The organism is Sandaracinobacteroides sp. A072 (genome assembly GCF_052616365.1).
Genome location: NZ_JBQXGU010000001.1, coordinates 316,363 through 342,342, shown reverse-complemented (window position 1 = coordinate 342,342; position 25,980 = coordinate 316,363). Strand labels below are relative to the sequence as shown.

The 25,980-nt window shown below is 67.2% G+C and carries 19 protein-coding genes and 1 pseudogene; 8 read left to right on the top strand and 12 right to left on the bottom strand.

The window, feature by feature from the left end; genetic code table 11:
• Nucleotides 1-185: 185 nt before the first annotated feature.
• The 5 genes from ACUJ46_RS01635 to radA all read right to left on the bottom strand — a co-directional run bounded on the left by ACUJ46_RS01635 (nucleotide 186) and on the right by radA (nucleotide 5,972).
• Nucleotides 186-2,000 carry a monovalent cation:proton antiporter-2 (CPA2) family protein gene (locus ACUJ46_RS01635; protein ID WP_445388712.1) on the bottom strand — a complete coding sequence of 605 codons (1,815 nt, stop codon included), beginning with the start codon at nucleotides 1,998-2,000 and terminating at the stop codon, nucleotides 186-188.
• A 3-nt stretch (nucleotides 2,001-2,003) separates the two neighbouring features.
• Nucleotides 2,004-2,528, bottom strand: coding sequence for an iron-sulfur cluster assembly scaffold protein (locus tag ACUJ46_RS01630; protein ID WP_445388711.1), 525 nt, complete (start codon nucleotides 2,526-2,528; stop codon nucleotides 2,004-2,006).
• Nucleotides 2,529-2,592: 64 nt separating this feature from the next.
• A complete protein-coding gene (gene cysS, locus ACUJ46_RS01625) occupies nucleotides 2,593-3,888 on the bottom strand; it encodes a cysteine--tRNA ligase (protein WP_445388710.1) in 1,296 nt (431 codons plus the stop codon).
• The gene (locus ACUJ46_RS01620; RefSeq protein ID WP_445388709.1) at nucleotides 3,888-4,592 is read right to left on the bottom strand and encodes a CvpA family protein; all 705 of its coding nucleotides are present in this window, start codon (nucleotides 4,590-4,592) and stop codon (nucleotides 3,888-3,890) included. Before ACUJ46_RS01620 ends, cysS begins: the two co-directional genes overlap by 1 nt.
• A gap of 9 nt (nucleotides 4,593-4,601) precedes the next feature.
• Complete coding sequence (gene radA, locus ACUJ46_RS01615; protein WP_445388708.1) at nucleotides 4,602-5,972, bottom strand: DNA repair protein RadA; 1,371 nt, start codon at nucleotides 5,970-5,972, stop codon at nucleotides 4,602-4,604.
• Nucleotides 5,973-6,058: 86 nt separating this feature from the next.
• On the opposite strand from radA, the gene argB reads away from it, so the two are divergent.
• Together argB and ACUJ46_RS01605 are read left to right on the top strand one after the other, a co-directional pair.
• A complete protein-coding gene (gene argB / locus ACUJ46_RS01610) occupies nucleotides 6,059-6,991 on the top strand; it encodes an acetylglutamate kinase (protein WP_445388707.1) in 933 nt (310 codons plus the stop codon).
• Nucleotides 6,992-7,038: 47 nt separating this feature from the next.
• Complete coding sequence (locus ACUJ46_RS01605; protein WP_445388706.1) at nucleotides 7,039-7,467, top strand: hypothetical protein; 429 nt, start codon at nucleotides 7,039-7,041, stop codon at nucleotides 7,465-7,467.
• Between the two features lie 12 nt (nucleotides 7,468-7,479).
• Here the strand turns inward: ACUJ46_RS01605 and metK are convergent, their stop codons facing one another.
• Both metK and lnt read right to left on the bottom strand, forming a co-directional pair.
• Complete coding sequence (metK, locus tag ACUJ46_RS01600; protein WP_445388705.1) at nucleotides 7,480-8,658, bottom strand: methionine adenosyltransferase; 1,179 nt, start codon at nucleotides 8,656-8,658, stop codon at nucleotides 7,480-7,482.
• A 71-nt stretch (nucleotides 8,659-8,729) separates the two neighbouring features.
• On the bottom strand, nucleotides 8,730-10,349 hold the full coding sequence (lnt, locus tag ACUJ46_RS01595; protein ID WP_445388704.1) for an apolipoprotein N-acyltransferase: 1,620 nt from the start codon (nucleotides 10,347-10,349) through the stop codon (nucleotides 8,730-8,732).
• Nucleotides 10,350-10,485: 136 nt separating this feature from the next.
• Here lnt and ACUJ46_RS01590 point away from each other — a divergent pair, with 136 nt between their 5' ends.
• Nucleotides 10,486-11,247, top strand: a complete 762-nt coding sequence (locus ACUJ46_RS01590; protein ID WP_445388703.1) for an RNA methyltransferase — start codon at nucleotides 10,486-10,488, stop codon at nucleotides 11,245-11,247.
• Nucleotides 11,248-11,406: 159 nt separating this feature from the next.
• Here ACUJ46_RS01590 and ACUJ46_RS01585 read toward each other — a convergent pair whose 3' ends face one another.
• Nucleotides 11,407-12,099, bottom strand: a complete 693-nt coding sequence (locus tag ACUJ46_RS01585; RefSeq protein ID WP_445389506.1) for a response regulator transcription factor — start codon at nucleotides 12,097-12,099, stop codon at nucleotides 11,407-11,409.
• 438 nt (nucleotides 12,100-12,537) lie between these two features.
• Nucleotides 12,538-12,780 (bottom strand): annotated as a pseudogene (gene sciP / locus ACUJ46_RS01580) (CtrA inhibitor SciP); the annotation flags it as partial.
• 472 nt (nucleotides 12,781-13,252) lie between these two features.
• Between sciP and mnmA the strand changes: the two are divergent.
• Entirely contained in the window at nucleotides 13,253-14,383 is a 1,131-nt protein-coding gene (gene mnmA, locus ACUJ46_RS01575; protein ID WP_445389505.1) for a tRNA 2-thiouridine(34) synthase MnmA, read from the top strand.
• A gap of 20 nt (nucleotides 14,384-14,403) precedes the next feature.
• Here mnmA and ACUJ46_RS01570 read toward each other — a convergent pair whose 3' ends face one another.
• The 3 genes from ACUJ46_RS01570 to ACUJ46_RS01560 form a co-directional block, all read right to left on the bottom strand.
• Complete coding sequence (locus ACUJ46_RS01570) at nucleotides 14,404-14,835, bottom strand: acyl-CoA thioesterase (RefSeq protein WP_445388702.1); 432 nt, start codon at nucleotides 14,833-14,835, stop codon at nucleotides 14,404-14,406.
• Entirely contained in the window at nucleotides 14,826-16,145 is a 1,320-nt protein-coding gene (locus ACUJ46_RS01565; RefSeq protein ID WP_445388701.1) for a cytochrome P450, read from the bottom strand. Before ACUJ46_RS01565 ends, ACUJ46_RS01570 begins: the two co-directional genes overlap by 10 nt.
• An 81-nt stretch (nucleotides 16,146-16,226) precedes the next feature.
• Nucleotides 16,227-17,096: a DMT family transporter gene (locus tag ACUJ46_RS01560; protein WP_445388700.1), complete on the bottom strand. Its 870-nt coding sequence runs from the start codon at nucleotides 17,094-17,096 to the stop codon at nucleotides 16,227-16,229.
• A 131-nt stretch (nucleotides 17,097-17,227) separates the two neighbouring features.
• Between ACUJ46_RS01560 and ACUJ46_RS01555 the strand changes: the two genes are divergently transcribed.
• From ACUJ46_RS01555 to ACUJ46_RS01540, 4 genes are all read left to right on the top strand, one after another.
• Nucleotides 17,228-17,815 carry a urate hydroxylase PuuD gene (locus tag ACUJ46_RS01555; protein WP_445388699.1) on the top strand — a complete coding sequence of 196 codons (588 nt, stop codon included), beginning with the start codon at nucleotides 17,228-17,230 and terminating at the stop codon, nucleotides 17,813-17,815.
• Nucleotides 17,816-18,138: 323 nt separating this feature from the next.
• Nucleotides 18,139-22,776, top strand: coding sequence for a glutamate synthase large subunit (gltB, locus tag ACUJ46_RS01550; RefSeq protein WP_445388698.1), 4,638 nt, complete (start codon nucleotides 18,139-18,141; stop codon nucleotides 22,774-22,776).
• Nucleotides 22,777-22,798: 22 nt separating this feature from the next.
• Nucleotides 22,799-24,235: a glutamate synthase subunit beta gene (locus tag ACUJ46_RS01545; protein ID WP_445388697.1), complete on the top strand. Its 1,437-nt coding sequence runs from the start codon at nucleotides 22,799-22,801 to the stop codon at nucleotides 24,233-24,235.
• 172 nt (nucleotides 24,236-24,407) lie between these two features.
• Nucleotides 24,408-25,979 (top strand): class I adenylate-forming enzyme family protein, encoded by a 1,572-nt coding sequence (locus tag ACUJ46_RS01540; protein WP_445388696.1) that lies wholly within the window; start codon nucleotides 24,408-24,410, stop codon nucleotides 25,977-25,979.
• The last annotated feature ends 1 nt before the right edge of the window (nucleotide 25,980 follow it).

The window sequence follows — 25,980 nt, the reverse complement described above, 5'->3', positions numbered from 1 at the left end:
AACAACCATGCAAGCGCCATGCCAACTCTGATATCGCATGGCGGCTGGCCTGAGGAAGCAATCAGGCGCAGCCCTGCTGCCCGGTTTTGAGGCAGTGTGCCCGTTAAAAGGGCAGAATGGCCCTGAAAGTCGCGCTGCGGGATGGGATCACGCGCGAATGTCGTCTGCCCGGCCGGCATGCGGGCTCAATCTTCGCGACCTGAAGGCGGTATCTCGCCCAGAGCGGTGTCGGGGCTGTCGGGCTTCCAGTTGTGGCCGGGGCGGAACACCTTTTCGCGCCCGGCCATGATGTCGCCGGATGCGATCTGCAGAGCCAGCCGCTCCTTGTCCCGGCGCACATATTCGTCGGCGATCGCCTCGATCATGTCATGCGGCGTGCCCAGTTGCGCCAGCGCCAGCCGCCCGGCTTCCAGCGCACCGTGGAAGAGTTCGCGAACTGAAAGGTCGAGATCGGCGGCCACCAGTCGCATGTAGTGGCGGCGGTCATGCGCGCGGGCGATGATCTTCAGGTGCGGGAAGGCGCTGCGCACCGGGTCAAGGCGCTTCGGATCCCAGGCGCCGGCTGTCGTCACGATCAGCAGGCTCGCATCATTGGCGCCGGCGGCGCGCAGCACGTCCGGGCGGAAGCCGTCACCATAATAGACCTTCCAGCCGAAGGCGCGGGATTGCTCGATCTGGTCGGGCTTGGTGTCGATCAGCACCACCTCGACACCGCGCGCGTGCAAGAGCTGGGTGACGATCTGGCCGAAGCGGCCATAGCCCAGAACGATCACGGTACCGGGCGGCGCAGCCTCGGGGCCTTCAAGCCCTTCGCCAGATGGCATTGCGCTGCCGGCCCTGACGAACCGGCGATAGAGCGCCAGCGCAAGCAGCGAGACGAGCATGGATAGCGTGACAACCGCCGTGAACAGCGAGGCGGCCTCGGGCAGGATGAGCATGCCGCCGACGGCCGCCGTCAGCAGCACGAACGCAAACTCGCCGCCTTGCGATAGCAGCAGCCCGGACTGGAAGGCCTCGGCCCAGGGGGAGCCGAAGAGCCGCACAAGGGCAGTGATCACCAGCGTCTTCACCAGCAGCAGCGCGATGACGAGCTTCAGAACATGGAGCGGATTGTCGATCACCACGCCGATGTCGAGCGTCATGCCCACGGCAAGGAAGAACAGGCCCAGCAACAGGCCGCGGAACGGCTCGATGTCGGCCTCCAGTTCGTGGCGATAGGGGCTGTCGGCCAGCATCACGCCGGCGATGAAGGCGCCCAGCGCCATGGACAGCCCGAAGCTTGCCATCAGCAGCGAAGCCCCCAGCACGGTGAGCAGGGCGGCAATCACGAAGATGTCGCGGCTGCCCAGCTGCCCGAACATCCTGAGGGCCGGGTTGAGAAGATAATGGCCCGCCAGGACCAGCCCGATGATGGCGGCAAGGCTGTAGACCACAAGCATCACGCCCTCGGGCCCCGTGGATTCCACCGGCGCGCGCGAAAAGGCGCTGACGACAAGAAGCAGCGGCACGATGGCGATGTCCTGCAGAAGCAGGATGGAGAAGCTGCGTTCGCCCATGCGGGTGTTCAGCGCGCCCTTTTCCTGGAGATACTGGATGATGAGCGCCGTGGATGAGAGCGCAAGCGCAAGGCCGACGACCAGCGCCGACTGCCAGCTCAGAGTCGTGAGAAGGCGCAGCATGGCGAAGATCGCCGCGCCCGACAGTATGACCTGCGCCGTGCCAAGACCGAAAATGTCGCGCCGCAAGGCCCACAGCCGCGACGGCTGAAGCTCCAGCCCGATGACGAACAACAGCAGCACGATTCCATATTCGCCGAAGCGCATGATGTCCTCGGTCTCGGTGATGAAGCCGAAAGCATGGGGACCGATGACGATGCCAGCCGTGAGATAGCCCAGCACCGCGCCGAGCTTCAGGCGCAGGAACAGTGGCACGAGAAGGGCGGCGGCGCCCAGGAAGATGACGGCTTCCGTCAGTATGCCGGTGTCGGTTGCAGCCGCCATGCCTCAGCGCCCGCCGGATCGGGTGGCGGGTTCGGCGGCGGCGGGTTCGGCGGCGGCGGGTTCGGCGGCGGCGGGTTCGGCGGCGGCGGGTTCGGCGGCGGCCGCTTCGGCGGCGGCGGCGGCCGCATCGAAGGCAAGGCAGATGGAAGGGTGGCGGGCCGGATGGGCGCGGGCCGGCTCGAACAGGGAAAGCTTCGGAAAACGGGCGGCAAGCGCTTCGGGCAGCGGGCCATCGCCCTTGAGCCAGGCCGCCAGAAGGTCGCGCGCGCCGGCAAGGCTTTCCGCCGTCTCCCCGATGACGGCTTCGCCGAGAATTGCAGCGGATGCCTGCCCGAGGGCGCAGGCCCGCACTTCCTGGCCGAAGGCCGCGATGCGGCCATCTGAACCAAGCGTGACATCCGCCGTGACCCGGCTGCCGCAGATGGGCGAGCTGCGCCGCGCCGTCCCGGCAGCCGCCGGCAGGCGCTCGGCATGGGGAATGCTGGCGGCCAGCCGCAATATTTCCGCATTATAGAGGGGCGTATCCACAAGCGGGTTATAGGAAGCGAAGCCGCAAACGCAAAGCCCGCGCCGGGATCATCGCATCTCGCCCTCAGGCGCGACGCCAGCTCGTCTGGCCGTCCTTTGCGACCGAAATGGCGATCCCGTCGGCCGCGAGCCGATCCCGGATGGCGTCGGCGGCGGCCCAGTCCTTCGCGGCGCGGGCGGCGCGATACAGGGCAAGGTCCGCCTCGATGGCGGCGGCATCGGCATCACCCCGGAACCAGTCGTCCGGCGCCTGCTGCAACAGCCCCAGCACGGCCGCACCATCGGGCAGGGCGGCAAGCGCTTCGGGCGTGTTGAGATCATCGAGCAGCGCCGGTGCCGGATCAGCGGCGCCGGCCTCGCCCTCGGCCTTGCGGCGATAAAGGCGGTCCAGCTTGGCGCGCGACTGTTCGAGAAGCGCATCCGTCCAGCTGAGCGGCTGGCGGTAATGGGCCGAAAGCAGCGCCAGGCGGATCACCTCGCCGGGCCATCCGGCCTCCAGCAGGTCGGCAGGCGTGATGATGTTGCCGAGCGACTTCGACATCTTCGTCTCCCCCATGGTGAGGAAGCCGTTGTGCATCCAGATCCGCGCCAGTTCCGTACCGTCATGGGCGCAGCAGCTCTGCGCGCGCTCATTCTCATGGTGGGGAAACTGCAGGTCCAGCCCGCCGCCGTGGATGTCGATCGTGTCGGTTTCCAGCACCGATCGGATCATGGCCGAGCATTCGATGTGCCAGCCCGGCCGCCCCCGGCCCCAGGGGCTGTCCCAGCCCGGCTGGTCCGGTCGCGAGGGCTTCCAGAGCACGAAATCGCCCGGCGCCCGCTTGTAGGGGGCAACTTCGACCCGCGCTCCGGCGATCATCTCGTCCATCGGTCGTTTCGACAGTGCGCCATAGCCGTCGAACCGCGCCACCTCGAACAGCACATGGCCATCGGCGGCATAGGCAAAGCCCCGCGCCACAAGCGCTTCGATCATGGCGATCATGCCATGCGGGCCTTCCACATGCTCGGTCGCGCGCGGGTTGAAATCCGGCTTCAGGCAGCCCAGCGCCGCCATGTCGGCGAAATAATGCGCCTCAAATTCGGCGGCGACGGCAGCGGGCGGCCGGTTCTCCTCCACCGCTTTGGCCATGATCTTGTCGTCGATGTCGGTGATGTTGCGGGCATAGCGCACATTTTCCGGCCCGTGCAGGTGGCGCAGCAGGCGGTAGAGCGTGTCGAACACCACTGCCGGGCGGGCGTTGCCGATGTGCGCGCGGCCATAGACAGTCGGCCCGCAGACATAGAGCGTGATGGGCTGGCCCGGTTCCGGGGTCCGCAGCGCGACCTTTTCGCGCGACAATGTATCGTAAAGCTTCAGCATCAGATCTCGACCTGCCCGCCTTCCTTCGCGCCCTCTTCCAGCAGGCGGTCGAGCGCGCGCCTGTCCTCGAAGCTGTAGCCGCCCTCTCCCTCGGGGGCCATTTCCGGCTCTACCGGCGGGTGGCCTGGTGGCAGGCCAAAGACCGACGGGCCGCCATCGGGGGCATCGCCTGCGCGCGCGGGCAGATCGCCATCCTCGCGACGAAGTTCATGGACCCAGCCCACCATCGCGCGTGCGCTGAGATCCAGAAGCGGCGCAGACCGGCTGGTCGCCAGCCATTCCGGCAGCTGGCGCTCGGGGTGGAAGGTGGAGGTGGCGAAGGCGATCATCAGGAACAGGACAGACGCCAGGATCACGCCCTTCAGGGCGCCGAAGCCGAAGCCGAGGAAGCGGTCCATCGGCCCGAGCATGCTGCGTCGCGCATAGCCGCCGGCAAGCCCGGCGAGAATGCCGGCAACGAGCACCGTCCCGAAAAACAGCACGAGGAAGGCGATGATCGCCGCCCAGACTTCGCCGCCCGTGTGCGGCGCCAGCCAGCGTGTCACGCCCTCGTGAAAGAAGCGCACGACACTGGCAGCCAGGATCCAGCCGGCAAGGCTCAACGCCTCGTGGGTGAAGCCCCGCATGAGGCCGATGATCGCCAGCAGGGCGACCAGCGAAACAACGACCCAGTCGAAGCCGTTCAGGGATGCCGCCATGTCCATGTCGCCTCGCTAGGGCCTGGCCTTAAGCCGGTCAACGAGGGCGGCGACAGTTGCGACAGGACGGACCTCGAGCCGGCCGACGCCCTTCGTGCCCGGCGGCGCGAGCGCGGCGGCAAAGCCAAGCTTTTCCGCTTCCTTCAGCCGCAGGGCGGCATGGGCGGCCGGCCGCACTTCGCCCGACAGGGCGATTTCGCCAAAGGCCAGCAGGTCAGCCGGCACCGGCGCATCGAGCAGCGCCGAGACAAGCGCCGCCGCAACGGCGAGATCGGCGGCCGGATCGACGACCCGCAGCCCACCGGCGACGTTGAGATAGACTTCCGAATTGCCGAAGCCGAGACCGGCACGCGCTTCGAGCACGGCAAGGATCATGGCAAGGCGCGCACTGTCCCAGCCGACCACCGCCCGGCGCGGCGTGGCGCCCGATGGCAGCCGAACGGTCAGCGCCTGCAATTCAACGAGAACGGGCCGTGTGCCTTCCAGCGCCGGAAAGACAACCGCGCCGGCCACGGGCCGGTCGCGCTGGGTGAGGAACAGGCTGGACGGGTTCAGCACTTCGCCAAGCCCGTCGGCTTCCATGGCGAAGACGCCGATCTCGTCGGTGCCGCCGAAACGGTTCTTCACCGCGCGCAGCACGCGATACTGGTGCCGCCCCTCGCCTTCGAAATAGAGAACCGCATCCACCATATGCTCAAGCACCCGGGGGCCGGCGATCTGGCCGTCCTTGGTCACATGGCCGACAAGGATGAGCGCCGTGCCTGACTGCTTGGCCCAGCCGATGAGCTCGAGCGAGGACGCCCGCACCTGGCTGACCGTGCCCGGCGCGCCTTCCAGCTGGTCGGAATGCATGGTCTGGATGGAATCGATCACCAGCAGCGCGGGCGGCGCTCCATCCGACAGGGTCGTCAGGATATCACGCACCGAAGTGGCCGCCGCCAGCCGGACGGGTGCATCGGCAAGGCCGAGGCGACGGGCGCGCAGGCGCACCTGGTCGGCTGCTTCCTCGCCCGATACATAGGCGACCTGAAGGCCGGCGCGCGCCATGCGCCCGGCCGCCTGCAGCAGCAGGGTGGATTTGCCGATTCCCGGGTCGCCGCCGATCAGCACGGCAGAGCCGGGCACCAGCCCGCCGCCGAGCGCGCGATCCAGCTCCCCGAAGCCGGTGGGCAGGCGGTGTGGCAGCTCAACCTCGTCATCCAGCCGCTGCATGGCGATCTTGCGGCCGCCGCTCTTCAGGCTGTGTTTCTGGGTGAAGGGCGTGGCTGCTGGCGAGGCTTCCTGCTGCAGGCTGTTCCAGGCCCCGCAATCGGCGCATTGCCCCTGCCATTTGGGGCTCACGCTGCCGCAGGACTGGCAGACATAACGAAGCTGGGGGCGGGCCATGGCGGGTATCTAGAGGGCGCGGGCGTTGCGCGAAAGGGGCTCTTCTGCCTCTTTTCAACGCCCGCGCACGCTGCCAAGGGGCTGGCATGAGCGCGAATCCACCCGAAAAGCCGCACGCCGGCGCCCGCCACGCCCCGCCCCCTGAAATGCTGGCCAAGACGGAAGTCCTGGTGGAGGCCCTGCCCTATCTGCAGCGCTACGCCGGCCAGACCTTCGTGGTGAAATATGGCGGCCACGCCATGGGCGACCCGGAACTGGCGCGCGACTTCGCCGAGGACATCGTGCTGCTGAAGCAGGTGGGGATCCGGCCTGTCGTGGTGCATGGCGGCGGCCCGCAGATCGGCTCGATGCTGAAGCGGCTGGGCCATGAAAGCCGTTTCGTCGATGGCCTGCGCGTGACGGATGCGGCCACGGCCGACGTCGCGGAAATGGTGCTGGGGGCAATCAACAAGGAACTGGTGCGCTGGATCAACGAAGCCGGCGGCCGGGCGGTGGGCCTTTCGGGCAAGGATGCCGGGCTCATCCGCGCGGAAAAGGTGAACCGCACCCGTCGAGACCCCGGCAGCGCCATCGAGCAGGTGGTGGACCTGGGCTTCGTGGGCGAGCCGGCGGCGGTTGACCGGCATGTGCTCGACGTGCTGGCCGGTGCGGATTTCATCCCCGTCGTGGCGCCCGTCGGAGTCGGCGCGGACGGCCACACCTACAACATCAACGCCGACACCTGTGCCGGAGCAGTGGCCGCAGCACTCAAGGCCGCCCGCCTCTTCCTGCTGACGGATGTGCCCGGCGTGCTCTCGAAGGAAGGCGCGCTGCTGTCCGACCTGACGCCGGCGTCCATCGCCGGGCTGGTGGAAGATGGCACCATTTCCGGCGGGATGATCCCCAAACTCGAAACCTGCGTGCATGCAGTGGAGGGCGGCGTGGATGCCGCCGTCATCCTTGACGGGCGCGTGCCACATGCCATGCTGCTTGAAATCTTCACGCGGCGCGGCGCGGGCACGCTGGTCCGCAAGGGCTGAGGCCCGCCGCGCGGCAAGCGGAGGCAAGACCGATGGGGATCATTCGCATGACAGGCCACGCTGTGGCTATGGTGGCAGCAGCCCTTCTGCTCGCAGCGCCAGCGGGCGCCAGCGGGCGCGCGCCCTTCGGCGAGATCTGGGCCTATCCCGCCCTCTTCGGGCAGGCGCTGGAGCCACTTGCCCCGCTTGCCGGGCGCGTGGCGCGCGATAATCTCTGCCCCGACCTCGCGCCCGGCGAGGACCAGTTGCTTCACACCTACGCGTTCGAGGCGCGCTTCGCGGCGCGCGGCGCCAGCAACCGCCGCTGGGACGTCACCGACCTGCGGCTGCTGAACCCCAGCGGCTGCGACAGCCTTGACGCCGAGGTGACGCGCCTGCTGCGCCCGGCGGTCGCCAGTTTTGCAGAGCCGCGCGAGGACATGGATGGCAATGGCTGGTACCGCCTGCCACGCATCCAGCTGAAGGTGACGGACTAGCCGCCATCCGAATCAGACGGCGGCTTTCAATGCCTCTGCCAGATCCGTGCGTTCCCAGCTGAAGCCGCCATCGGCATCGGGCGCGCGACCGAAATGGCCATAGGCCGCCGTGCGCAGATAGATGGGGCGGTTCAGCCCGAGGTGCAGGCGGATCTTCTTCGGCGTCAGCCCCACCAGTTCGGGAATCACCTGTTCCAGCCTGTCTTCGGTCACGCCAAGGCCGGTGCCGTGCAGGTCGACATGGAGCGACAGCGGCTCCGCGACGCCGATGGCATAGGAAAGCTGCAGCGTGCAGCGCCGCGCCAGCCCGGCGGCCACGATATTCTTCGCAAGATAGCGCGCCATATAGGCAGCCGAGCGGTCGACCTTGGTCGGGTCCTTGCCGGAAAAGGCCCCGCCGCCATGGGGCGCGGCGCCGCCATAGCTGTCCACGATGATCTTCCGGCCAGTCAGCCCCGCGTCGCCATCCGGCCCGCCGGTCACGAAGACGCCGGTGGGGTTCACGAAAATGGCGTCCTCGTCCTTCGGCATCCAGCCGTCGGGCAGCACTTCTGCCATCACATCCTTCACGAAGCTCCGCAACTTCGCCTGGTCATGGCCCTCGGCATGCTGGGTCGAGACAACGAGCTTCACTGCACGCACGGGCTTCTCGCGCTCATAGGCGAGCGTCACCTGGCTTTTTGCGTCCGGCTCCAGGAAGGGCGCCTCGCCAGAATGCCGCAATTCGGCCAGCCGCTTCAGGATCAGGTGGCTGTAGTGCAGCGTCGCCGGCATCAGGGCGTCGGTTTCGTCGGTCGCATAGCCGAACATGATGCCCTGGTCGCCAGCGCCCTCATCCTTGCCGGCGGCCTCGTCGACTCCGACGGCGATGTCGGCAGACTGCTGGTGCATGAAATTGTCGAAGCTGGCGTCCTTCCAGTGGAAACCCTTCTGTGCATAGCCGATGCGCTTCACGGCCTCCCGGGCGACGGCTTCGATTTCGGCATCGGTCGGCTCGGCGCCGCCACGGGCGTTCTTTTCGCCGGCCAGGATGATGCGGTTGGTTGTCACCATGGTTTCGCAGGCCACGCGCGCTTCGGGGCTGCGGGCGAGAAAAAGATCCACCACGGCATCCGAAATCTGGTCGGCCACCTTGTCCGGATGGCCTTCCGAAACCGATTCCGAGGTGAAGATGAAATTGCTGCGGGCCATTGGGACACTCCTTTGGAACAGGCCACGGCTAGCCCGGAACGGGGGTGCCTGGCAAGGATTTAAAGACTTGTTTATGTCTTTCTGCGCGTCTCGCCGCGCAGGCTCAGGGCCCGCGCGCCCATGCCCAGACCGACGAGAAGCAGGGCAAAAAGCAGCGGAGCCCACAGCCCGATGCGGGCAAATGGCGTGGCCGGCAGGGGCGCGGGCACGCGGTGGGCGGCAGTGGCCGCTGCATGGGGCGGCAGGCTGTGCAGAAGCTCCCCGCGCGGGCCGATGAAGCCGGAAACGCCGGTGGGCGTCACCCGCACCAGCGGCAGCCCTTCCTCGATGGCCCGCAGCCTTGCCTGCGCATGATGCTGCGGCGGGCCGGACGGGCCAAACCAGGCATCGTTGGAAATGGTGAGCAGGAAATCGGGCCGGTCATCGCGCGGCGCAACCGCGCCGGGGAAGATGATCTCGTAGCAGATCGAGGGCGCAAAAGCCGGAACGCCCGGCAGGCGGTAGGTGGCCGGGCCGGGGCCGGGCAGGAAATCGAGGCTTCCCGGCACCAGACGGGCAAGGCCCAGCGGCTCCGCCAGCCAGCGCAGCGGCAGATATTCGCCGCCGGGCACAAGATGCGCCTTGTCATGCCGGGCGAGGATCGCGCCGCTGCTGTCGAGCGCATAAAGGCTGTTTCGCGCACCCGTCGCCCGGCCGCCCGCGTCGCGCTCGATGGCGACGCCGCCTGTCAGCAGCAGCTGGCCGGGGGCAAGCAGGCCGCCCAGCTGGGCGCGCAGGCCCGGCATTTCTTCCAGCGGATATTCGATCGCCGCTTCCGGCCAGACGATGGCGACGGCATCGGGCGCCTGTTCCAGGCCCATGCGGGTGAGCGCAGCGAGCGTCAGGATTGCCTGCTCGTGCCCGCCTTCCGACAGCTTCTCGTCCTGCCCGATATCGGGCTGCACGATCATGATGGTGGCGCCGGCGGCTTCATCCATCGGCGGCCGCGCCCGTTCGACGATGATCCCCACAAGCAGCAGCAGGGGAAAGACCGCCACCATCCGCCCGCGCCAGGGCTGGCCACGCCCGCCCACCAGCGCCGCAAGGCTGCCACCGGCAAGCACGGCCAGGCCGGAAAGGCCGTTTGCCCCGATGATGGCGGCAAGAGCCGAAACGCCCTTCAGCTGCAGCCAGCCAGCCCCCAGCGGATTCCAGGAAAAGCCCGTGAAAAGCGTGCCGCGCAGGATTTCCGTGATGATGAAGAAGCCCGCAAGCAGCAGCGCCAGCGAGACCGTGCCGGCGGCAAGCCGGCGCGCGGCCCAGGCGGCGATCGCCGGATAAAGGGCCAGAAAGGCCGAAAGCCCCACCACAGCAACCCAGCCCATGAAGGGCGGCATGGCCGACTGGTAGGTGAAGGCGGTGGCGATCCAGCCCAGCCCCATGAGGAAATGGCCGAAACCGAAGGCAAGGCCGGCGCCGAAGGCGCGGTTGCGCGGGCTGGCCTCAAGCAGCAGCAGCAACATGGCCATGCCGAGGATCGGGCCGGCGATGCTGCCCACGGGCTCGAAACCGAGCGCCGCGACACCGCCGGCGGCCATGGCCGCCAGAAGGGCCAGCGGGCGTGGCAGCCCGGCAAGACGGTCCATCACGGGGCGGTCCATAACGGGAAGGGGCGGCTGTGCTTCCGTCGCGGTCGGCGCGGCTTGTTCCATGGCCCGGCCATAGACGGCCCCCGGCCGCAGCACCAGAAATTCCGGGCGCCTGAAAATCCGGGCGACACGACATCCGCAGGCCCGTCCCACCCACGGACTCGACGTGCCCCGCCCCCTTCGGGCAAAGGCGCAGCCCATGAGCAACCCCGATCAGGCCCCCGCCATCATCCTCGTGCGCCCGCAACTGGGCATGAACATCGGCATGGCCGCCCGCGCCATGGCGAATTTCGCCCTCGATGACCTCAGGCTCGTCTCGCCGCGCGATGGCTGGCCCAATCCCGATGCCGGGCCGGCCGCCGCCGGCGCCGACCATGTGCTGGAATCGGCCCGCCTGGCCGAAAGCCCGGCCGAGGCGCTCGCCGACTGCCAGCTCACCTTCGCCACGACCGTCCGCCCGCGCGACATGCCGAAGCCTGTCGTCACGCCGCGGGAAGCCGCCGCCATGATCCGCGCGGGCGCCGCCCGGGGGCTGAAGGCCGGCATTCTCTTCGGTCCGGAACGCTCGGGGCTGACCGCCGACGATCTCGCGCCCGTCACCACCGTCATCACCTGCCCGGTGAACCCGGGCTTCGGCTCGCTCAATCTGGCGCAGGCGGTGCTGCTGATGGGCTATGAATGGTTCCAGTCGGACGCCGCGCCCCGGCCAGCCGCCGCGCCCCTGCCGCCCGCCCCCCATGGGGAAGTGGCGGGGCTGATCGCCCATCTGGAAACGGCGCTCGAGAACGCCGGCTATTTCCATGTGCCCGACCGAACCCCCGCCACGAAACGCTCGCTTGCCCAGCTCCTCACGCGCCCGGCCTTCACATCGGAAGAGGTTCGGACGCTGCGGGGGATCATCCGCGCCCTTTCGGAAGCCCGGAAGCGCCGCACGAACAGCGGGCCTGAACGTCAGGTCTGAATGGCGTGCAAAAAAAGGCCCGGGGCAAAGTCTGCCCCGGGCCCGAAGTCGGGTCGCATCCGGTAAATCCATCCATGAAAGCCTGAAGGGCGCGCCCAGACATTCCGCAGTCAGTCGTTCTGCAGGCAGTCCCTTCGCGGGCGGCCCCTGCCCGAAGGCTCAATCCTCGCCGGCGATGGTGTAGCCCCTGCCCCACACCGTTTCGATGACGGGCGGGACACCCGCGTCCGTCAGCTTGCGCCGCAGCTTGCAGATGAAGACATCGATGATCTTCATCTCCGGCTCGTCCCGCCCGGCATAAAGATGGGCGAGAAACATTTCCTTCGTCACGGTCATGCCGCGGCGGATCGCCAGGAACTCGAGGCAGGCATATTCCTTGCCCGTCAGCGGAACGGGCGTGCCATTGACCATCGCCCGGTGGGCGATGAGGTCGATTGTCAGCGGCCCGACCCTGATCTCCGACGGCGCCGAAGCGCGGGCCCGCCGCAGCACGGCATGGATCCGCACCAGCAGTTCGTCGCGGTGGAAGGGCTTGGTGATATAATCATCCGCGCCTTCCATGAAATTCTCGATCTTCGTCTCGATATCGCTTTCACCCGAAAGGATGATGACCGGCGTGTCGGGGCGCGCCTGGTGCAGCTGCTGCAGAACCTGCTGGCCGGGAATGTCGGGCAGCGACAGGTCAAGCACGATGACATCGAAGCGGTAGGCCCGGGCAAGGTCCAGCGCATCCTCGCCCAGCGCCGTCACATAGACGGTGAAGCCCGCCAGTTCGAGCATCCGCGACAGGGCGTCGGACAGCAGCCGGTCATCCTCCACCAGCAGCAGGCGCGTGGTGCGGCCGGGGGCCATCTGGCGGCTACGGCTGGATGCGGCGCCTGCCGGTTCCGCGCCACGTCCGCGGGCTCCGGCAAGCAGCCCGGCATTCGTCTCCGGCCCGGCGCTGCCGGCATTGCCGAGCGCAAGGCGGATACTGGCCGAAAGGTCGGCACAATGCGCTGGGCGCCGCCGTTCGTCATTGCCGATGCTGTTCATCATGTTGCTGCTCCTTGTCGTCCCTGGCCCCTGGCGATGCGGTCATGATCCCTGACGGCCCTGCCGTTCCTGATCATGGCCTTCCCGTGCGGGCTTCCGGCCGGCGTCCCTTGGTCTTCGGGGTAATTGTCTCTGCGTCCTGCTTGTCCGGGATGCTGGCGGCCTTCAGGCGATCCAGCCGCGATCGAGATCACGTGTCTCGCCCGGGCCCGGCCGGCCCGGCTGGGTCGAGGATGCCCGCCGCACCGGAACATGGTCCCGATAGACCTGGATCCGCGTGACCCTGAGGCCGGGAATGCCGGCCCGGTTGATCGAATCCTCCCAGAGGTCCAGTTCCTCGGGTGAAAGGCGGTAGCGCGCGCAGGCCTCGGCTTCCGTCAGCAGCCCGCCACGGATGGCGGCGATCACTTCCGCCTTGCGGCGCACGACCCAGCGGCGGGTGTCTGGCGATGGCAGGGACTCCAGCGTGATGGGCTTGCCATCGAAACCCTTCACCATGTGCGGACGCTCGAAATCGATGCTGGCACCGATTGCCGGAATGTCCCTGACCGAAATCCTGTTCATGTTAACACCTCGCTCATCCGACGAAGCCGATGCTTCAACGCCTACATGTCCCGGAGCGGGAGCCTCGATCCGTGGCAAAGTCCGGCCGTTGCCAGGTGATGCTTCACCCGGCCTCCTGGCCTCTCCGCTCCGGATCCGGACCCTGGCAGCCTGCTCTTGCGCCTTGCGCCCTGCTCCACCATCTGGTGTCGCATAAGCGCAGGGGCCGTGCAGCGCCCTGCTCCTTGATCACCGCGCCCTGCCTGCCTTCTCCCAAGCAACGGCCGGCTTTCGTCGGCCTTGAGCGCAGTGATGATTGTGATTACCCCAGACGCGAGGAAAAGTGGTGCAAAGCATTGTTACCCATAACGAGGCGACCGCGCCCGATGCCCCCGGAGCCTGCCCGGAAGACGCCATCGAGGCCGTCATCGCCCGCGTCTCGGCCCTGTTGCCGCCGCCTGGAACCCGGGTCGTCGTGGCGATGTCGGGCGGGGTGGATTCGAGTGTCGTGGCAGCGCTCGCCCATGCCCATGGCTGCGAGACGATCGGGGTCACGCTGCGCCTTTCCGACAGGGACGACGCCCCGAAACGCGAAGGAGCCTGCTGTGCCGGCTCCGATATCGCGGATGCCCGGGCGGTCGCCGATGCGCAGGGCTTTGCCCATTATGTTCTGGATTACGCCAGCGCCTTCCGCGCCGACGTGATGGAGGCCTTTGCGGACCAGTATCTGGCCGGCCGCACACCCGTTCCCTGCATCAGCTGCAACCAGACCGTCAAATTCCGTGACCTGCTCGGCGTGGCCGCCGATCTGGGGGCCCATGCCCTGTTGACAGGCCATTATGTGCAGCGAATCGATTCGCCCGCCGGCCCGGAACTGCACCGCGCCGCAGACCCGGCCAAGGACCAGAGCTATTTCCTGTTCGCCACGACAGCAGCGCAGCTCGGCATGCTGGGCTTCCCGCTCGGCGGGCTGGACAAGCCCTCCGTGCGGGCGCTCGCCAGCCATTTCGGGCTGCGCGTCGCCAACAAGCCCGACAGCCAGGACATCTGCTTCGTGCCCAATGGCGATTACCGCGCCATTGTGCGCCAGCTTCGCCACGGCTCCGACAGGCCCGGCGACATCGTCGACCTGCATGGCACTGTGCTGGGCCACCATGGCGGGCTGATCGGCTTCACCGTCGGCCAGCGGCGCGGGCTGGAAATCGGCGGCCAGGCCGAACCGCTCTACGTCATCCGCCTCGAACCGGAAACGAACCGGCTGGTGGTCGGCCCGCGCGCCGCGCTCGCCGTCTCGACCGTCTGGCTCGACGGGCTGAACTGGCTTGCCGGACCGATCCCGCCGGATGGGCTGGACGTGGAGGTGAAGCTGCGCTCCATGGCGCCGCTGGCGCGCGCGCGCCTGCTTGCGGCTGATCCGCATTCGACTGACCCGGATTCAGGAAACCGGCCCCGCCTCGCCTTCCCCGAACCGCAATATGGGGTCGCGCCCGGCCAGGCGGCAGTCTGCTATGCGGGAAGCCGCGTGCTCGGCGGCGGCTTCATCGCCGCCGCCGCCTGAACGGTTTCAACAAGCCGGCGTCAGGAAAGGCCGCGCGGCTTCAGGGTCGCGAGAAAGGCCTTGAAGCTGTCGTCCAGCGGATCCTGCGGGGACACCAGCACGCTGTCCGAAAGGGCAAAGGCCTCCCCCTTCTGGAAGAGGCCGATCGCCAGCCGGTAGCTGCGCGTACCAATGGCCACGCACGCCAGCGCGGCTTCCACATCCTGCGGGTAATGGCCTTCGCGCAGATAATCGATCGCCACATGGCCGACCATCACGCGGACATGGAATCCATCCGGCAGCTTTTCGCGCGCATGCCAGTGGAAGCGCACGCGCGCCTCTTCGATCAGCCGGGCGATCGCCACATTGTTCAGATGGGCGTTGGCGTCCATGTCGCCATAGCGGGTCGGCAGGGTCGAACGGAGCGGATAGCTGGCGGCATCGAGCCGCCAGGCTTCGGATTTCAGCGCCATTGCACGCGAACCGGCAGCGTCTTCAGGCCGCTGACGAAATTGGCGTAGCTGAGCTTCGGCTCGCCATCCGGCTCCAGCAGGCGGATCTTGGGCAGCAGTTCCTCGAACAGCACCCGCAGTTCCAGCCGTGCCAGGTGCATGCCCAGGCAGATGTGCCCGCCATTGCCGAAGGCGATGTGCGGGTTGGGGTTGCGGTCGGCCCGGAAGGTGAAGGGGTCCTCGAAGACGGCCTCGTCGCGGTTGCCCGACCAGTAGAAAAGCGCCAGCCCGTCGCCCTTGCGGATGGTCTTGCCGCCCAGTTCGGTATCGGCGGTGGCAGTGCGCATGAAATGCTTCACCGGTGTCGACCAGCGGATCGATTCCTCGACGAACGACGGCACCAGCGACAGGTCCGCCTGCACCTTGGCCAGTTCGGCCGGGTTCAGGGCCAGCTGCTCGAAGCCGGCCGAAGCGGTCGAGCTGGTGGTGTCATGCCCGGCGGTGGCGGTGATCACATAATAGGAAAGCGCCTCGCGGTCCGGGATGGGCTGGCCGTCGATGGTGCCGTTGGCGATCACGGTCGCCACATCGTCGCGCGGGTTGGCGCGCCGGTCGGCGATGACGGCGCCGAAATACTGGAAGAAGACCTGGGCCATGGCCAGCATGTCGACCGAGGCATTGCCCGAGGCTTCCGCCCCGCCGATGCCCGTCGTCAGGTGCTGGGACCGGGCGACGACATCGGGGTCGGTCGCGCCGAAGGTTTCCTGCGTCAGCTTCAGCATCATCGGCGCATCCTCCTCGGGGATGCCGAGGATCGCCATGATGACCTTCAGCGGGTACCAGAGCGCCACTTCGTTCACGAAGTCGAGCGTCTCGCCCTTTTCCTGCATCAGCTTCACATGGGCACGGGCGATGTCCCGCACCTGGCCTTCCAGCTTGCGCTTCACCGAACTCGGCTGGAACCAGGCGTTCGTCACCTGCCGCAGCTTGCGATGCTCGGGGTCGTCGAGATCGACGAGCGTCCGGAAGAGGTGGGTGTCGCCCGTCATGGAGCGGATCCACTCTTCCCCCTCGATGGGCGAAAGATAGGTGCGCTCGCGGTTGATGAAGCGCTCATTCGCCTTCGAGACGGCGAGGATGTCGGCATGCCGGGTGATCGCCCAGAAGGGGCGGAAACCGCGCGGCTCCGTCCAGTGCACCGGATCCTCGCGCCGCAGGGTCGCATAATCGGCATGCAGGATATCCGGCTTCGTGTAGCTGTCGGGGTTGACGATCCGGTCGTCCAGCCGGTCGGTCGACCAGCCGGGGAATATCGTGGCAGCCTCGCTCATGCAGTCTCTCCCTCGTCTCTCCTGCCAAGCGGACTAGGCTGCGCGGGCAGGCCTTTGCAACCTGTCTAAGGGCGGGGGGCTTCAGGCTTCCCGGCCGGCCCTGCTGGCCTGCCAGAGGCATGCGGCGGCGATGATCCCGGCCCCGGCCCATGTGCGCCAGCCGACCGGCTCGGAAAAGAAGAGCCAGCCGAAAAGGGCGGCCCAGCCCAGCGCCGTATATTCGAAGGGCGCCAGCTTCTGCGCTTCGGCCCGGGCATAGGCGCGGGCGATGAACTGCAGCGCCAGCGCCCCGAACAGCCCGGCCAGAAGCAGCCAGCCCAGGTCCCTGGCCCCCGGCATCATCCGCGACGCGGGCACCAGTGCCCAGGCGAAGGGCGCCAGCACGAGCATCGGGAACACCGCGCCCAGCAGGCTGACGATGGCGGCGCCGTCGCGCGCGGCGCGCGCCCGCATCATCACCAGCGAAAGGGCGTAGGTGAAGGCGCCGCCGAGGACCGCCGCGATCCCGGCGATGCGGGCGGTGTCCAGCCCGGCGATATCGCCACCGGCCGCCACCAGCACCCCCAGAAAGCCGAGCGCCGCCGCCGCGAGGCTTGCCCCCTCCATGCGCTCCTTCAGGAACATCGCGGCCAGTGGCGGCACCAGAAGCGGGGCGATGAAGCTGAAGGTCACCGCCTCTGCCAGGGTCAGCCGCGTGAGCGACCAGAAGAAGAGGAAGGCCGACGCCGCGATGACCGCCCCGCGCAGGGCATGGACTGGCAGCATCTCGCGCCGGATGGCCGGCCGGCCCGAACCGGCCCAGATGGCGAAGGTGAAGCCGATGGCGACGACATAACGCCACCAGGTCGCCATCAGGACAGGGTTGCGATCGACCAGCAGGTTCATCACCGCGTCCATGGCGCTGAAGATCGCGATCCCGATGACATAGAGAAGGACCGGCCCGGCGCGCATTCCTGGCCGATGCCCGTGCGGATCAGCGATTGCAACCGCCTCGTTTCAAGGGCATTCCAGCAAGGATCGTCCGCTGCGACAGGCTACCCGGAAAGAGGTGCAGGCGGACGCCAGATGGAGGGGACGTTTTTATGGCAAAGCTACTCGGAAACCTGAACTACACCCTGCTGCTCAGCACGGTGCTGCTGCTTGTCGTGCTGTTCGGCTATCATGGCGATCTTGCGGCCCAGGGCGCACATTTCGCCAATGGGATATTCCGCTTCCTGCACGTGCTGTGCGGGATCATGTGGATCGGCCTTCTCTACTATTTCAACTTCGTCCAGATCCCGACGATGCCGAAGGTGCCGGCCGAGCTGAAGCCGGGCGTGTCGAAATATATCGCCCCCGAGGCACTGTTCTGGTTCCGCTGGGCGGCGCTCTTCACCGTGATCACCGGGCTCGTCGTCGCCATGCTCTCGGGCTATCTCGTCGAGGCGCTGACGCTCCAGCCCGGCAGCCGGGTCATCGGGCTTGGCATGTGGCTTGCCCTCGTCATGGCGTTCAATGTCTGGTTCCTGATCTGGCCGAACCAGAAGAAGGCGCTGGGGCTCGTCGCCGCCGACGACGCGACGAAGGCGAAAGCCGCCACCACGGCGATGCTCTTCTCGCGCACCAACACGCTTCTGTCGCTGCCCATGCTCTACTGCATGGTGACGCAGGGCTTCCTCGGCGGGGCCTGATCTGCCGAGTCCCCGGCCGCCCTGCCTGGCAGGGCGGCCGGGTCGGAGAATCCCGGAGAATCAAGGCGAAACCGGCTGTACGCCGGCCCCCCCTGCAATTTCGCAGTCGATGCGCCATCTCGCCGCGCGGGGCGCGGGCAGCAATTTTGCTGCGCCAAGCGCCCGGAACTGTTCGCGAAAATTGACCCAAACCGATAGCGGCGCGACAGCAAGTGACCGGATTTCTGAACGCCGCGTCGCGCCAGCCCCCTTCACTTCCTCGTAACTTTCCCTATGAGCGTGCCGCACGGAAAACCACGCACAGCATGGGATAGAAACGTCTGATGGGAACTCCGCCGAACCAGGGCCTGTACGATCAACGCAACGAGCATGACGCCTGCGGCGTCGGCTTCATCGCGAATATCCGTGGCGAGAAATCGCACGAGACGATCGGGCGCGGTCTGGAGATTCTCCTCAACCTCGACCATCGTGGCGCGGTCGGGGCTGACCCGCTGCTGGGCGATGGCGCCGGTATCCTGATCCAGATCCCCGATGCGCTGTTGCGCGACTGGGCGACAAAACAGGGTCTCGAACTGCCGCAGCCGGGCGATTATGCGGTCGCCATGTGCTTCCTGCCGCGTGATCCGCGTGCGCGGGACTTCACCGTCGCCCATTTCGAGCAGTTCATCGCCAAGGAAGGCCAGAGGCTGATCGGCTGGCGTGACGTGCCCGTCACCACCGAAGGCCTCGGCAAGACGGTGCTCGAGGAAATGCCGGTGATCCGCCAGGCGATCGTCGCCCGCAGCGCCAGCTGCCCCGACGAAGCCGCCTTCGAGCGCAAGCTGCTGTCGATCCGCAAGCAGACGCAGAATCCGCTGCGGACGCTCGCCGAGAAGAACGGCATCCCCGGCCTCGACGAGCTTTACATGCCGTCCTTCTCGACGCGCACCATCGTCTACAAGGGGCTGCTGCTGGCAGGCCAGGTCGGCAGTTTCTACGATGATCTGCGCAACCCGCTGACGACATCGGCCATCGCGCTCGTTCACCAGCGCTTTTCCACCAACACCTTCCCGTCCTGGAAGCTGGCGCACCCCTATCGCTTCATCGCCCACAATGGCGAAATCAACACCGTGCGCGGCAACGTCAACTGGATGAACGCCCGCCGGCGGACGATGGAATCCGACCTGATCGGCCCGGATCTCGACAAGATGTGGCCCCTGATCCCGCACGGCCAGTCCGATACCGCCTGCCTCGACAATGCGCTCGAACTGCTGGTGGCGGGCGGCTACAGCCTCGCCCATGCGGTGATGATGCTGATCCCGGAAGCCTGGGCCGGCCACACCACCATGGACCCCAAGCGCCGGGCCTTCTATGAATATTATGCCGCCCTGATGGAACCATGGGATGGTCCGGCCGCCGTCGCCTTCACCGATGGCCGCCAGATCGGCGCCACCCTCGACCGCAACGGCCTGCGCCCCGCCCGCTTCTGCGTGACGGATGACGGCCATGTGATCATGGCCTCCGAAAGCGGCGTCCTGCCCGTCGCCGAGGAGCGCATCGTCCGCAAGTGGCGCCTGCAGCCGGGCAAGATGCTCCTCATCGACATGGAAGAGGGCCGCATCATCGAGGACGAGGAAATCAAGGGCCAGCTGGCTTCCGCCAAGCCCTATGAGAAGTGGCTGGAATCCGCCCAGTACAATCTCAAGGACCTCGAGGTGGTCGAGGCCATCGAGCCACCGATGCCGAACGATCCGCAGTCGCTGCTCGACCGGCAGCAGGCCTTCGGCTTCACCCAGGAAGACGTCTCGAAGTTCCTGGAGCCGATGGCCCGGAACGGCGACGATCCCATCGGTTCCATGGGCACCGATACGCCGATCGCGGTGCTTTCCAGCCGCCCGCGCCTGCTGTTCGATTATTTCAAGCAGAATTTCGCCCAGGTGACCAACCCGCCGATCGACCCGATCCGCGAGGAACTGGTGATGAGCCTCGTCTCGATGATCGGGCCGCGTCCGAACCTGCTCGGCCACGAGGCCGGCACGCACAAGCGGCTCGAAGTTGACCAGCCGGTCCTCACCAACGCCGATCTCGCCAAGATCCGCTCGGTCGAGACGGCGCTCGATGGCGCCTTCCGCACCGCCACCATCGACACCACCTGGGATGCCGCCTCCGGCGCCGAGGGCCTCGAACTGGCGATCAAGGAAATGTGCTGGGCGGCCACCGAAGCGGTGCTGGCCGACAAGAACATCCTCATCCTTTCCGACCGGGCGCAGGGGCCTGACCGCATCGCCATGCCGGCGCTGCTCGCCACCTCGGCCGTCCACCACCATCTGGTGCGCCAGGGCCTCAGGATGCAGACCGGCCTCGTCGTCGAGACGGGCGAAGCGCGCGAAGTGCATCATTTCTGCGTGCTGGCCGGCTATGGCGCGGAAGCGGTGAACCCCTACGTCGCTCTTGAGACGCTGGAGGAAATCCGTGTCCGCCAGGGGCTGCCGCTGAGCGCCCAGGAGGTGAAGAAGAACTACATCAAGGCCGTGGGCAAGGGCATCCTCAAGGTGATGTCCAAGATGGGCATCTCCACCTACCAGTCCTATTGCGGCGCCCAGATCTTCGACGCCGTCGGCCTGTCGAGCGAATTCGTCGACCGCTACTTCTCCGGCACGGTGACGACGATCGAGGGCATCGGCCTGAAGCAGGTGGCGGAGGAAACCGTCCGCCGCCATGCCGCCGCCTATGGCGACAACCCCCTCTATCGCAACATGCTCGATGTCGGCGGAATCTACGGTTACCGAATCCGCGGCGAAGAACATGCCTGGACCCCGGCCAATGTCGCCAGCCTTCAGCATGCCGTGCGCGGCAATGACTGGAAGAGCTACGAGGACTTCGCGGCCACCATCAACGAGCAGTCCGAACGGCTGCTGACGATCCGCGGCCTGATGGACCTGAAGATGGCCAACAAGCCGCTGGACCTGAGCGAAGTCGAGCCGGCGAGCGAAATCGTGAAGCGTTTCGCAACCGGCGCGATGAGCTTCGGCTCGATCAGCCGCGAGGCGCACACCACGCTCGCCATCGCCATGAACCGGATCGGCGGCAAGTCGAACACCGGCGAAGGCGGCGAGGAGCCCGACCGCTTCCGCCCGCTGCCCAATGGCGACAGCATGCGCTCGGCGATCAAGCAGGTGGCCTCGGGCCGCTTCGGGGTGACGACGGAATATCTCGTCAATGCCGACGACATCCAGATCAAGATGGCCCAGGGCGCCAAGCCCGGCGAAGGCGGCCAGCTGCCCGGCGACAAGGTAGACAAGAACATCGCGCGTGTCCGCCACTCGACTCCGGGCGTCGGCCTCATCTCGCCGCCGCCGCACCATGACATCTATTCGATCGAGGATCTGGCCCAACTGATCCACGACCTGAAGAATGTGAATGAGCGCGCGCGCGTCTCGGTGAAGCTGGTGTCGGAAGTGGGTGTCGGCACGGTTGCGGCCGGCGTCGCCAAGGCCCGGGCCGATCATGTCACCATTTCCGGCTATGAAGGCGGCACGGGCGCTTCGCCGCTCACCTCGCTGACCCATGCCGGAAGCCCGTGGGAAATCGGCCTTGCCGAAACGCAGCAGACGCTGCTGCTGAACGGCCTGCGCAACCGCATCGCGGTGCAGGTGGATGGCGGTCTGCGCACTGGCCGCGACGTCGCCATCGGCGCGCTGCTGGGCGCTGACGAGTTCGGCTTCGCCACCGCACCGCTGATCGCGGCTGGCTGCATCATGATGCGCAAGTGCCACCTGAACACCTGCCCGGTGGGTGTCGCCACCCAGGATCCCGTGCTGCGCGCGCGCTTCAACGGCCAGCCCGAGCATGTGATCAACTATTTCTTCTTCGTCGCCGAGGAACTGCGGCGGATCATGGCCGACATGGGCTTCCGCACGCTCGACGAGATGATCGGCCGGGTCGACCGGCTCGACATTAAGAAGGCCATCCACCACTGGAAGGCCGAAGGCATCGACCTGTCGCGCCTGCTGCACCGGGTCGAACTGCCCGAAGGCGCACCCTTCAGACAGACCGAAACCCAGGACCATGGCCTCGAAAAGGCGCTCGACCGCGACCTGATCGCGGCCTCCCTTCCGGCGCTGGACAATGGCCAGTCCGTCCGCATCGAGCGGGAGATCCGCAACGTCAACCGCACCGTGGGCGCCATGCTTTCGGGCGAGGTCGCGCGGCGGCACGGCCATGCCGGCCTTCCCGACAACAGCATCCGCATCGCCTTCACGGGCGTTGCCGGCCAGAGCTTCGGCGCCTTCCTTGCCCATGGCGTGACCATGGAGCTGACGGGCGACGCCAATGACTATGTCGGCAAGGGCCTTTCCGGCGGGCGGATCGTGGTGCGGCCGCCGGCCCATGTGAACCGCGAGCCGACCGAGAACATCATCGTGGGCAACACGGTGCTCTATGGCGCCATCGCCGGCGAGGCCTATTTCAACGGCGTGGCCGGCGAGCGCTTCGCCGTCCGCAACTCGGGCGCGATCGCCGTTGTCGAGGGCACGGGCGACCATGGCTGCGAATATATGACCGGCGGCGTCGTCGTCGTTCTCGGCCGCACCGGACGCAACTTCGCGGCCGGCATGTCGGGCGGGCTGGCCTATGTCTATGACGAGGACGGCCAGTTCCGCGATCGCTGCAACACCGCCATGGTGGACGTGCTGTCCATCAGCGAAACCGAAGACGAGGTGGCCGGCAGCATCCGCCCGACGCAGCGGGGCACGGGTGTCCAGGATTATGGCATGGGCAGCATGCTCCGGCATGATGCCGAGCGCCTGCGCATCCTTCTTGAACGGCACCTGCTGCACAGCGGCAGTCCGCGGGCAAAGGCACTGCTCGACACATGGCCGCAGAGCCTTGCGAAATTCGTGAAGGTGATGCCGCGCGACTATGCCCGCGCCCTCACCCAGCTGGAGGCCGAAGCCGCTGCCGCCTCGGTCGCGGCGGAATAAGATCGGGACACCGGAGACGACAATGGGAAAGACGACTGGCTTCCTCGAATACCCCCGGCAGGACCGGAACTATGAAAAGCCCGAGGAGCGGCTGAAGAACTACAACGAGTTCGTTGTTCCGCTGCCGGAAGACAAGCTGCGCACCCAGGCGGCGCGCTGCATGAACTGTGGCATTCCCTATTGCCACAATGGCTGCCCCGTGAACAACATCATCCCCGACTGGAACAATCTGGTCTATGAAGGAGATTGGCGGAACGCGCTCGAAGTCCTGCACTCCACCAACAATTTCCCTGAGTTCACGGGCCGCATCTGCCCCGCCCCGTGCGAGGCGGCCTGCACCCTCAACATCGAGGACACGCCCGTCACCATCAAGACGATCGAGTGCGCGATCGTCGATCGTGGATGGGAAGAAGGCTGGATCCAGCCGCAGCCGCCGAAGACGCGCACCGGCAAGAGCGTTGCCGTGATTGGCTCCGGCCCGGCGGGCCTTGCCTGCGCGCAGCAACTGGCGCGCGCCGGACATCGCGTCACGGTGTTCGAGAAGAACGACCGCGTGGGCGGCCTGCTCCGCTATGGCATCCCCGACTTCAAGATGGAAAAGCATCTCATCAACCGCCGGGCGATGCAGATGGAAGCCGAAGGCGTGGAGTTCCGCACCAGCACCGAAGTGGGCGTGATGGTCTCGCTGGAGACCCTGCGCGAGAATTTCGATGCCGTCGTGCTGGCGGGCGGCGCCGAGCAGCCGCGCCCGCTCGACATTCCGGGCGCCGAGCTTTCGGGCGTGCGCTTCGCCATGGAATTCCTGACGCAGCAGAACAAGCGCGTGGCCGGGGATGACGAAGTCCGCGCCGCGCCGCGTGGCTCGATCCTGGCCACCGGCAAGCATGTCGTGGTCATCGGCGGCGGCGATACCGGCTCCGACTGCATCGGCACCTCCAACCGGCAGGGCGCGGCCTCCGTCACCCAGCTGGAAATCATGCCCAAGCCGCCGGTGAAGGAAAACAAGTCCCTCACCTGGCCGGACTGGCCGCTGAAGCTGCGCACCTCGTCCAGCCATGAGGAAGGCTGCGAGCGCGACTGGTCGGTGCTCAGCAAGCGCTTCATCGGCGAGAAAGGCCAGCTGAAGGCCATCGAATGCGTTCGCGTCGAATGGGCCGATGGCCGGATGCAGGAAGTGCCGGGCAGCGAATTCCAGCTGAAAGCCGATCTTGTCCTGCTCGCCATGGGCTTTGTCGGCCCGCGCAAGGCCGGCCTGATCGACCAGTCGGGCGTGGCGCTCGACCCGCGCGGCAATGTGCTGGCCGACACCAACGGCTATGCAACCAGCAAGGACGGGCTGTTCGCCTGCGGTGACATGCGCCGTGGCCAGTCGCTCGTGGTCTGGGCCATCCGCGAAGGCCGCCAGTGCGCCCGCGCGGTTGACATGCACCTGATGGGCGCGAGCGAACTGCCGCGCTGACCCGCCAAGACGATCCCGCAAGGGAGATTGACAGGGGCTGGCGGCGATGGCTGCCGGCCCCTTTCTGCTTCAAGGGCCGCGCACTGCAAGGGCCGCACCCGGAATAGGCAGGTGCAACCATGGCGTTTGTGCGGGCTTGCGCAGGCGCCGGCCCTTCCGCAAGACTTTCGCCATGTTCGAACCGGGCCTCATCCAGGGACTTCGCCGCGCCGTGCAGCTGCGCGGGGACCATCTCGCCGTGGTGGACGGCGCCGCGCGCTTCACATGGGCGGGGGTTGCCGACCGTGTGGCCCGCCTGTCAGCGGCCTTCCGGGCGCTCGGCCTGCAAGCGGGCGACCGCGTCGCGCTGCTCGCGCTCAACAGCCACCGCTCGCTCGAAACCTTCCTCGCCACGCTGCATGCCGGCGGCGCGGTCGTGCCGCTCAACCACCGGCTTTCGGATTCCGAGCTGGCGGCCCAGATCGCCGATTGCAGCCCCCGCATCCTGCTCCTGGGGGAAGATTTCGTGCAGCTCGCGGCCGGCCTTGCCAGCGCCGCGCCCGGCATGGCGGCGCTGATCGAGGCATCCGGCCGCGCAGCGCCCGCCCCCGGCCTTCAGCCCTATGAGCAGCTGATCGCCGCCCACGCCCCCGGCCCGGATTCCGGGCGCTGCGGCCGGGATCTGGCCTGCATCTTCTACACCAGCGGCACCACCAGCGCCGCCAAGGGCGTCATGCTCTGCCATGCCAACATCATGGCAAACACCGCCCATGTGCTGGCCAGCATCCCCATGGATACGGATTCGGTCCACCTCCACCACGGGCCGTTGTTTCACGTGGCGGCGGGGGTGCGGCTCTTTTCCGTGACCCATGCAGCGGGCAAGCATGTGTTCCTGCCCCGCTTCGTCGCTTCTGAGGTGCTGGAAACCATCGCCCGCGAAGGCGTCACCATCGCCACCTTCGTGCCGACAATGCTGCGCGCCATGCTGGATGACCCGCTGATCCGCACGGCGGACCTCTCCTGCCTCAAGCTCATCAGCTATGGCTCGGCGCCGATGCCCGAACCGTTGCTGCGCGAGGTGATGGAAGCGCTGCCCCATGTGCGCTTCGTGCAATCCTACGGCATGACCGAACTGTCGCCGGTGGCCACCATGCTTGGCTGGCGCGAGCATCTGCCCGACATGGCCGCCCGCGGCCTGCTGCGTTCGGCCGGGCGCGCCGTGACAACGGCCGAAGTCGCCATCATGGGGCCGGATGGCGCCATATTGCCCACCGGCGCCACCGGCGAGGTGGTGGTGCGCGGGCCGATGGTGATGCTGGGCTACTGGAACCGCCCCGACCTCACGGCAGAGGCGCTGCGCGGGGGCTACATGCACACTGGCGATGTCGGCTATCTCGATGCGGATGGCTATCTCTTCATTGTCGACCGGCTGAAGGACATGATCATCACCGGCGGCGAGAATGTCTATTCGCAGGAAGTCGAGAATTGCCTCGCGGCCTATCCGGCCGTCTCGCAATGCGCTGTCTTTGGCCGGCCGCACCCGCACTGGGGGGAAGCGGTGCACGCAACCGTGACACTGAAGGCCGGTGAAACGGCAACGCCCGAAGCGCTGATCGCCCACTGCCGCGCCCATATCGCCCATTACAAATGCCCGCGCACGCTGGAGATCCGCACCGCGCCCATGCCGCTGAGCGGAGCCAACAAGATCCTGAAATCGGTTCTGCGCGACGAACTTCTGGCCCGCGAGGAAACACCCCCGGCCTGAG

Coding starts and splice junctions, on each gene's coding strand:
- radA (WP_445388708.1), bottom strand. CDS start 5,972: ATGGCCCGCCCCCAGCTTCGTTATGTCTGCCAGTCCTGCGGCAGCGTG.
- ACUJ46_RS01565 (WP_445388701.1), bottom strand. CDS start 16,145: ATGAGCGAGGCTGCCACGATATTCCCCGGCTGGTCGACCGACCGGCTG.
- ACUJ46_RS01590 (WP_445388703.1), top strand. CDS start 10,486: ATGAGCAACCCCGATCAGGCCCCCGCCATCATCCTCGTGCGCCCGCAA.
- ACUJ46_RS01635 (WP_445388712.1), bottom strand. CDS start 2,000: ATGGCGGCTGCAACCGACACCGGCATACTGACGGAAGCCGTCATCTTC.
- ACUJ46_RS01555 (WP_445388699.1), top strand. CDS start 17,228: ATGGCAAAGCTACTCGGAAACCTGAACTACACCCTGCTGCTCAGCACG.
- ACUJ46_RS01545 (WP_445388697.1), top strand. CDS start 22,799: ATGGGAAAGACGACTGGCTTCCTCGAATACCCCCGGCAGGACCGGAAC.
- argB (WP_445388707.1), top strand. CDS start 6,059: ATGAGCGCGAATCCACCCGAAAAGCCGCACGCCGGCGCCCGCCACGCC.
- gltB (WP_445388698.1), top strand. CDS start 18,139: ATGGGAACTCCGCCGAACCAGGGCCTGTACGATCAACGCAACGAGCAT.
- ACUJ46_RS01540 (WP_445388696.1), top strand. CDS start 24,408: ATGTTCGAACCGGGCCTCATCCAGGGACTTCGCCGCGCCGTGCAGCTG.
- ACUJ46_RS01620 (WP_445388709.1), bottom strand. CDS start 4,592: ATGGACATGGCGGCATCCCTGAACGGCTTCGACTGGGTCGTTGTTTCG.
- ACUJ46_RS01585 (WP_445389506.1), bottom strand. CDS start 12,099: ATGGCCCCCGGCCGCACCACGCGCCTGCTGCTGGTGGAGGATGACCGG.
- metK (WP_445388705.1), bottom strand. CDS start 8,658: ATGGCCCGCAGCAATTTCATCTTCACCTCGGAATCGGTTTCGGAAGGC.
- ACUJ46_RS01605 (WP_445388706.1), top strand. CDS start 7,039: ATGACAGGCCACGCTGTGGCTATGGTGGCAGCAGCCCTTCTGCTCGCA.
- cysS (WP_445388710.1), bottom strand. CDS start 3,888: ATGCTGAAGCTTTACGATACATTGTCGCGCGAAAAGGTCGCGCTGCGG.
- ACUJ46_RS01560 (WP_445388700.1), bottom strand. CDS start 17,096: ATGCGCGCCGGGCCGGTCCTTCTCTATGTCATCGGGATCGCGATCTTC.
- lnt (WP_445388704.1), bottom strand. CDS start 10,349: ATGGAACAAGCCGCGCCGACCGCGACGGAAGCACAGCCGCCCCTTCCC.
- ACUJ46_RS01570 (WP_445388702.1), bottom strand. CDS start 14,835: ATGGCGCTGAAATCCGAAGCCTGGCGGCTCGATGCCGCCAGCTATCCG.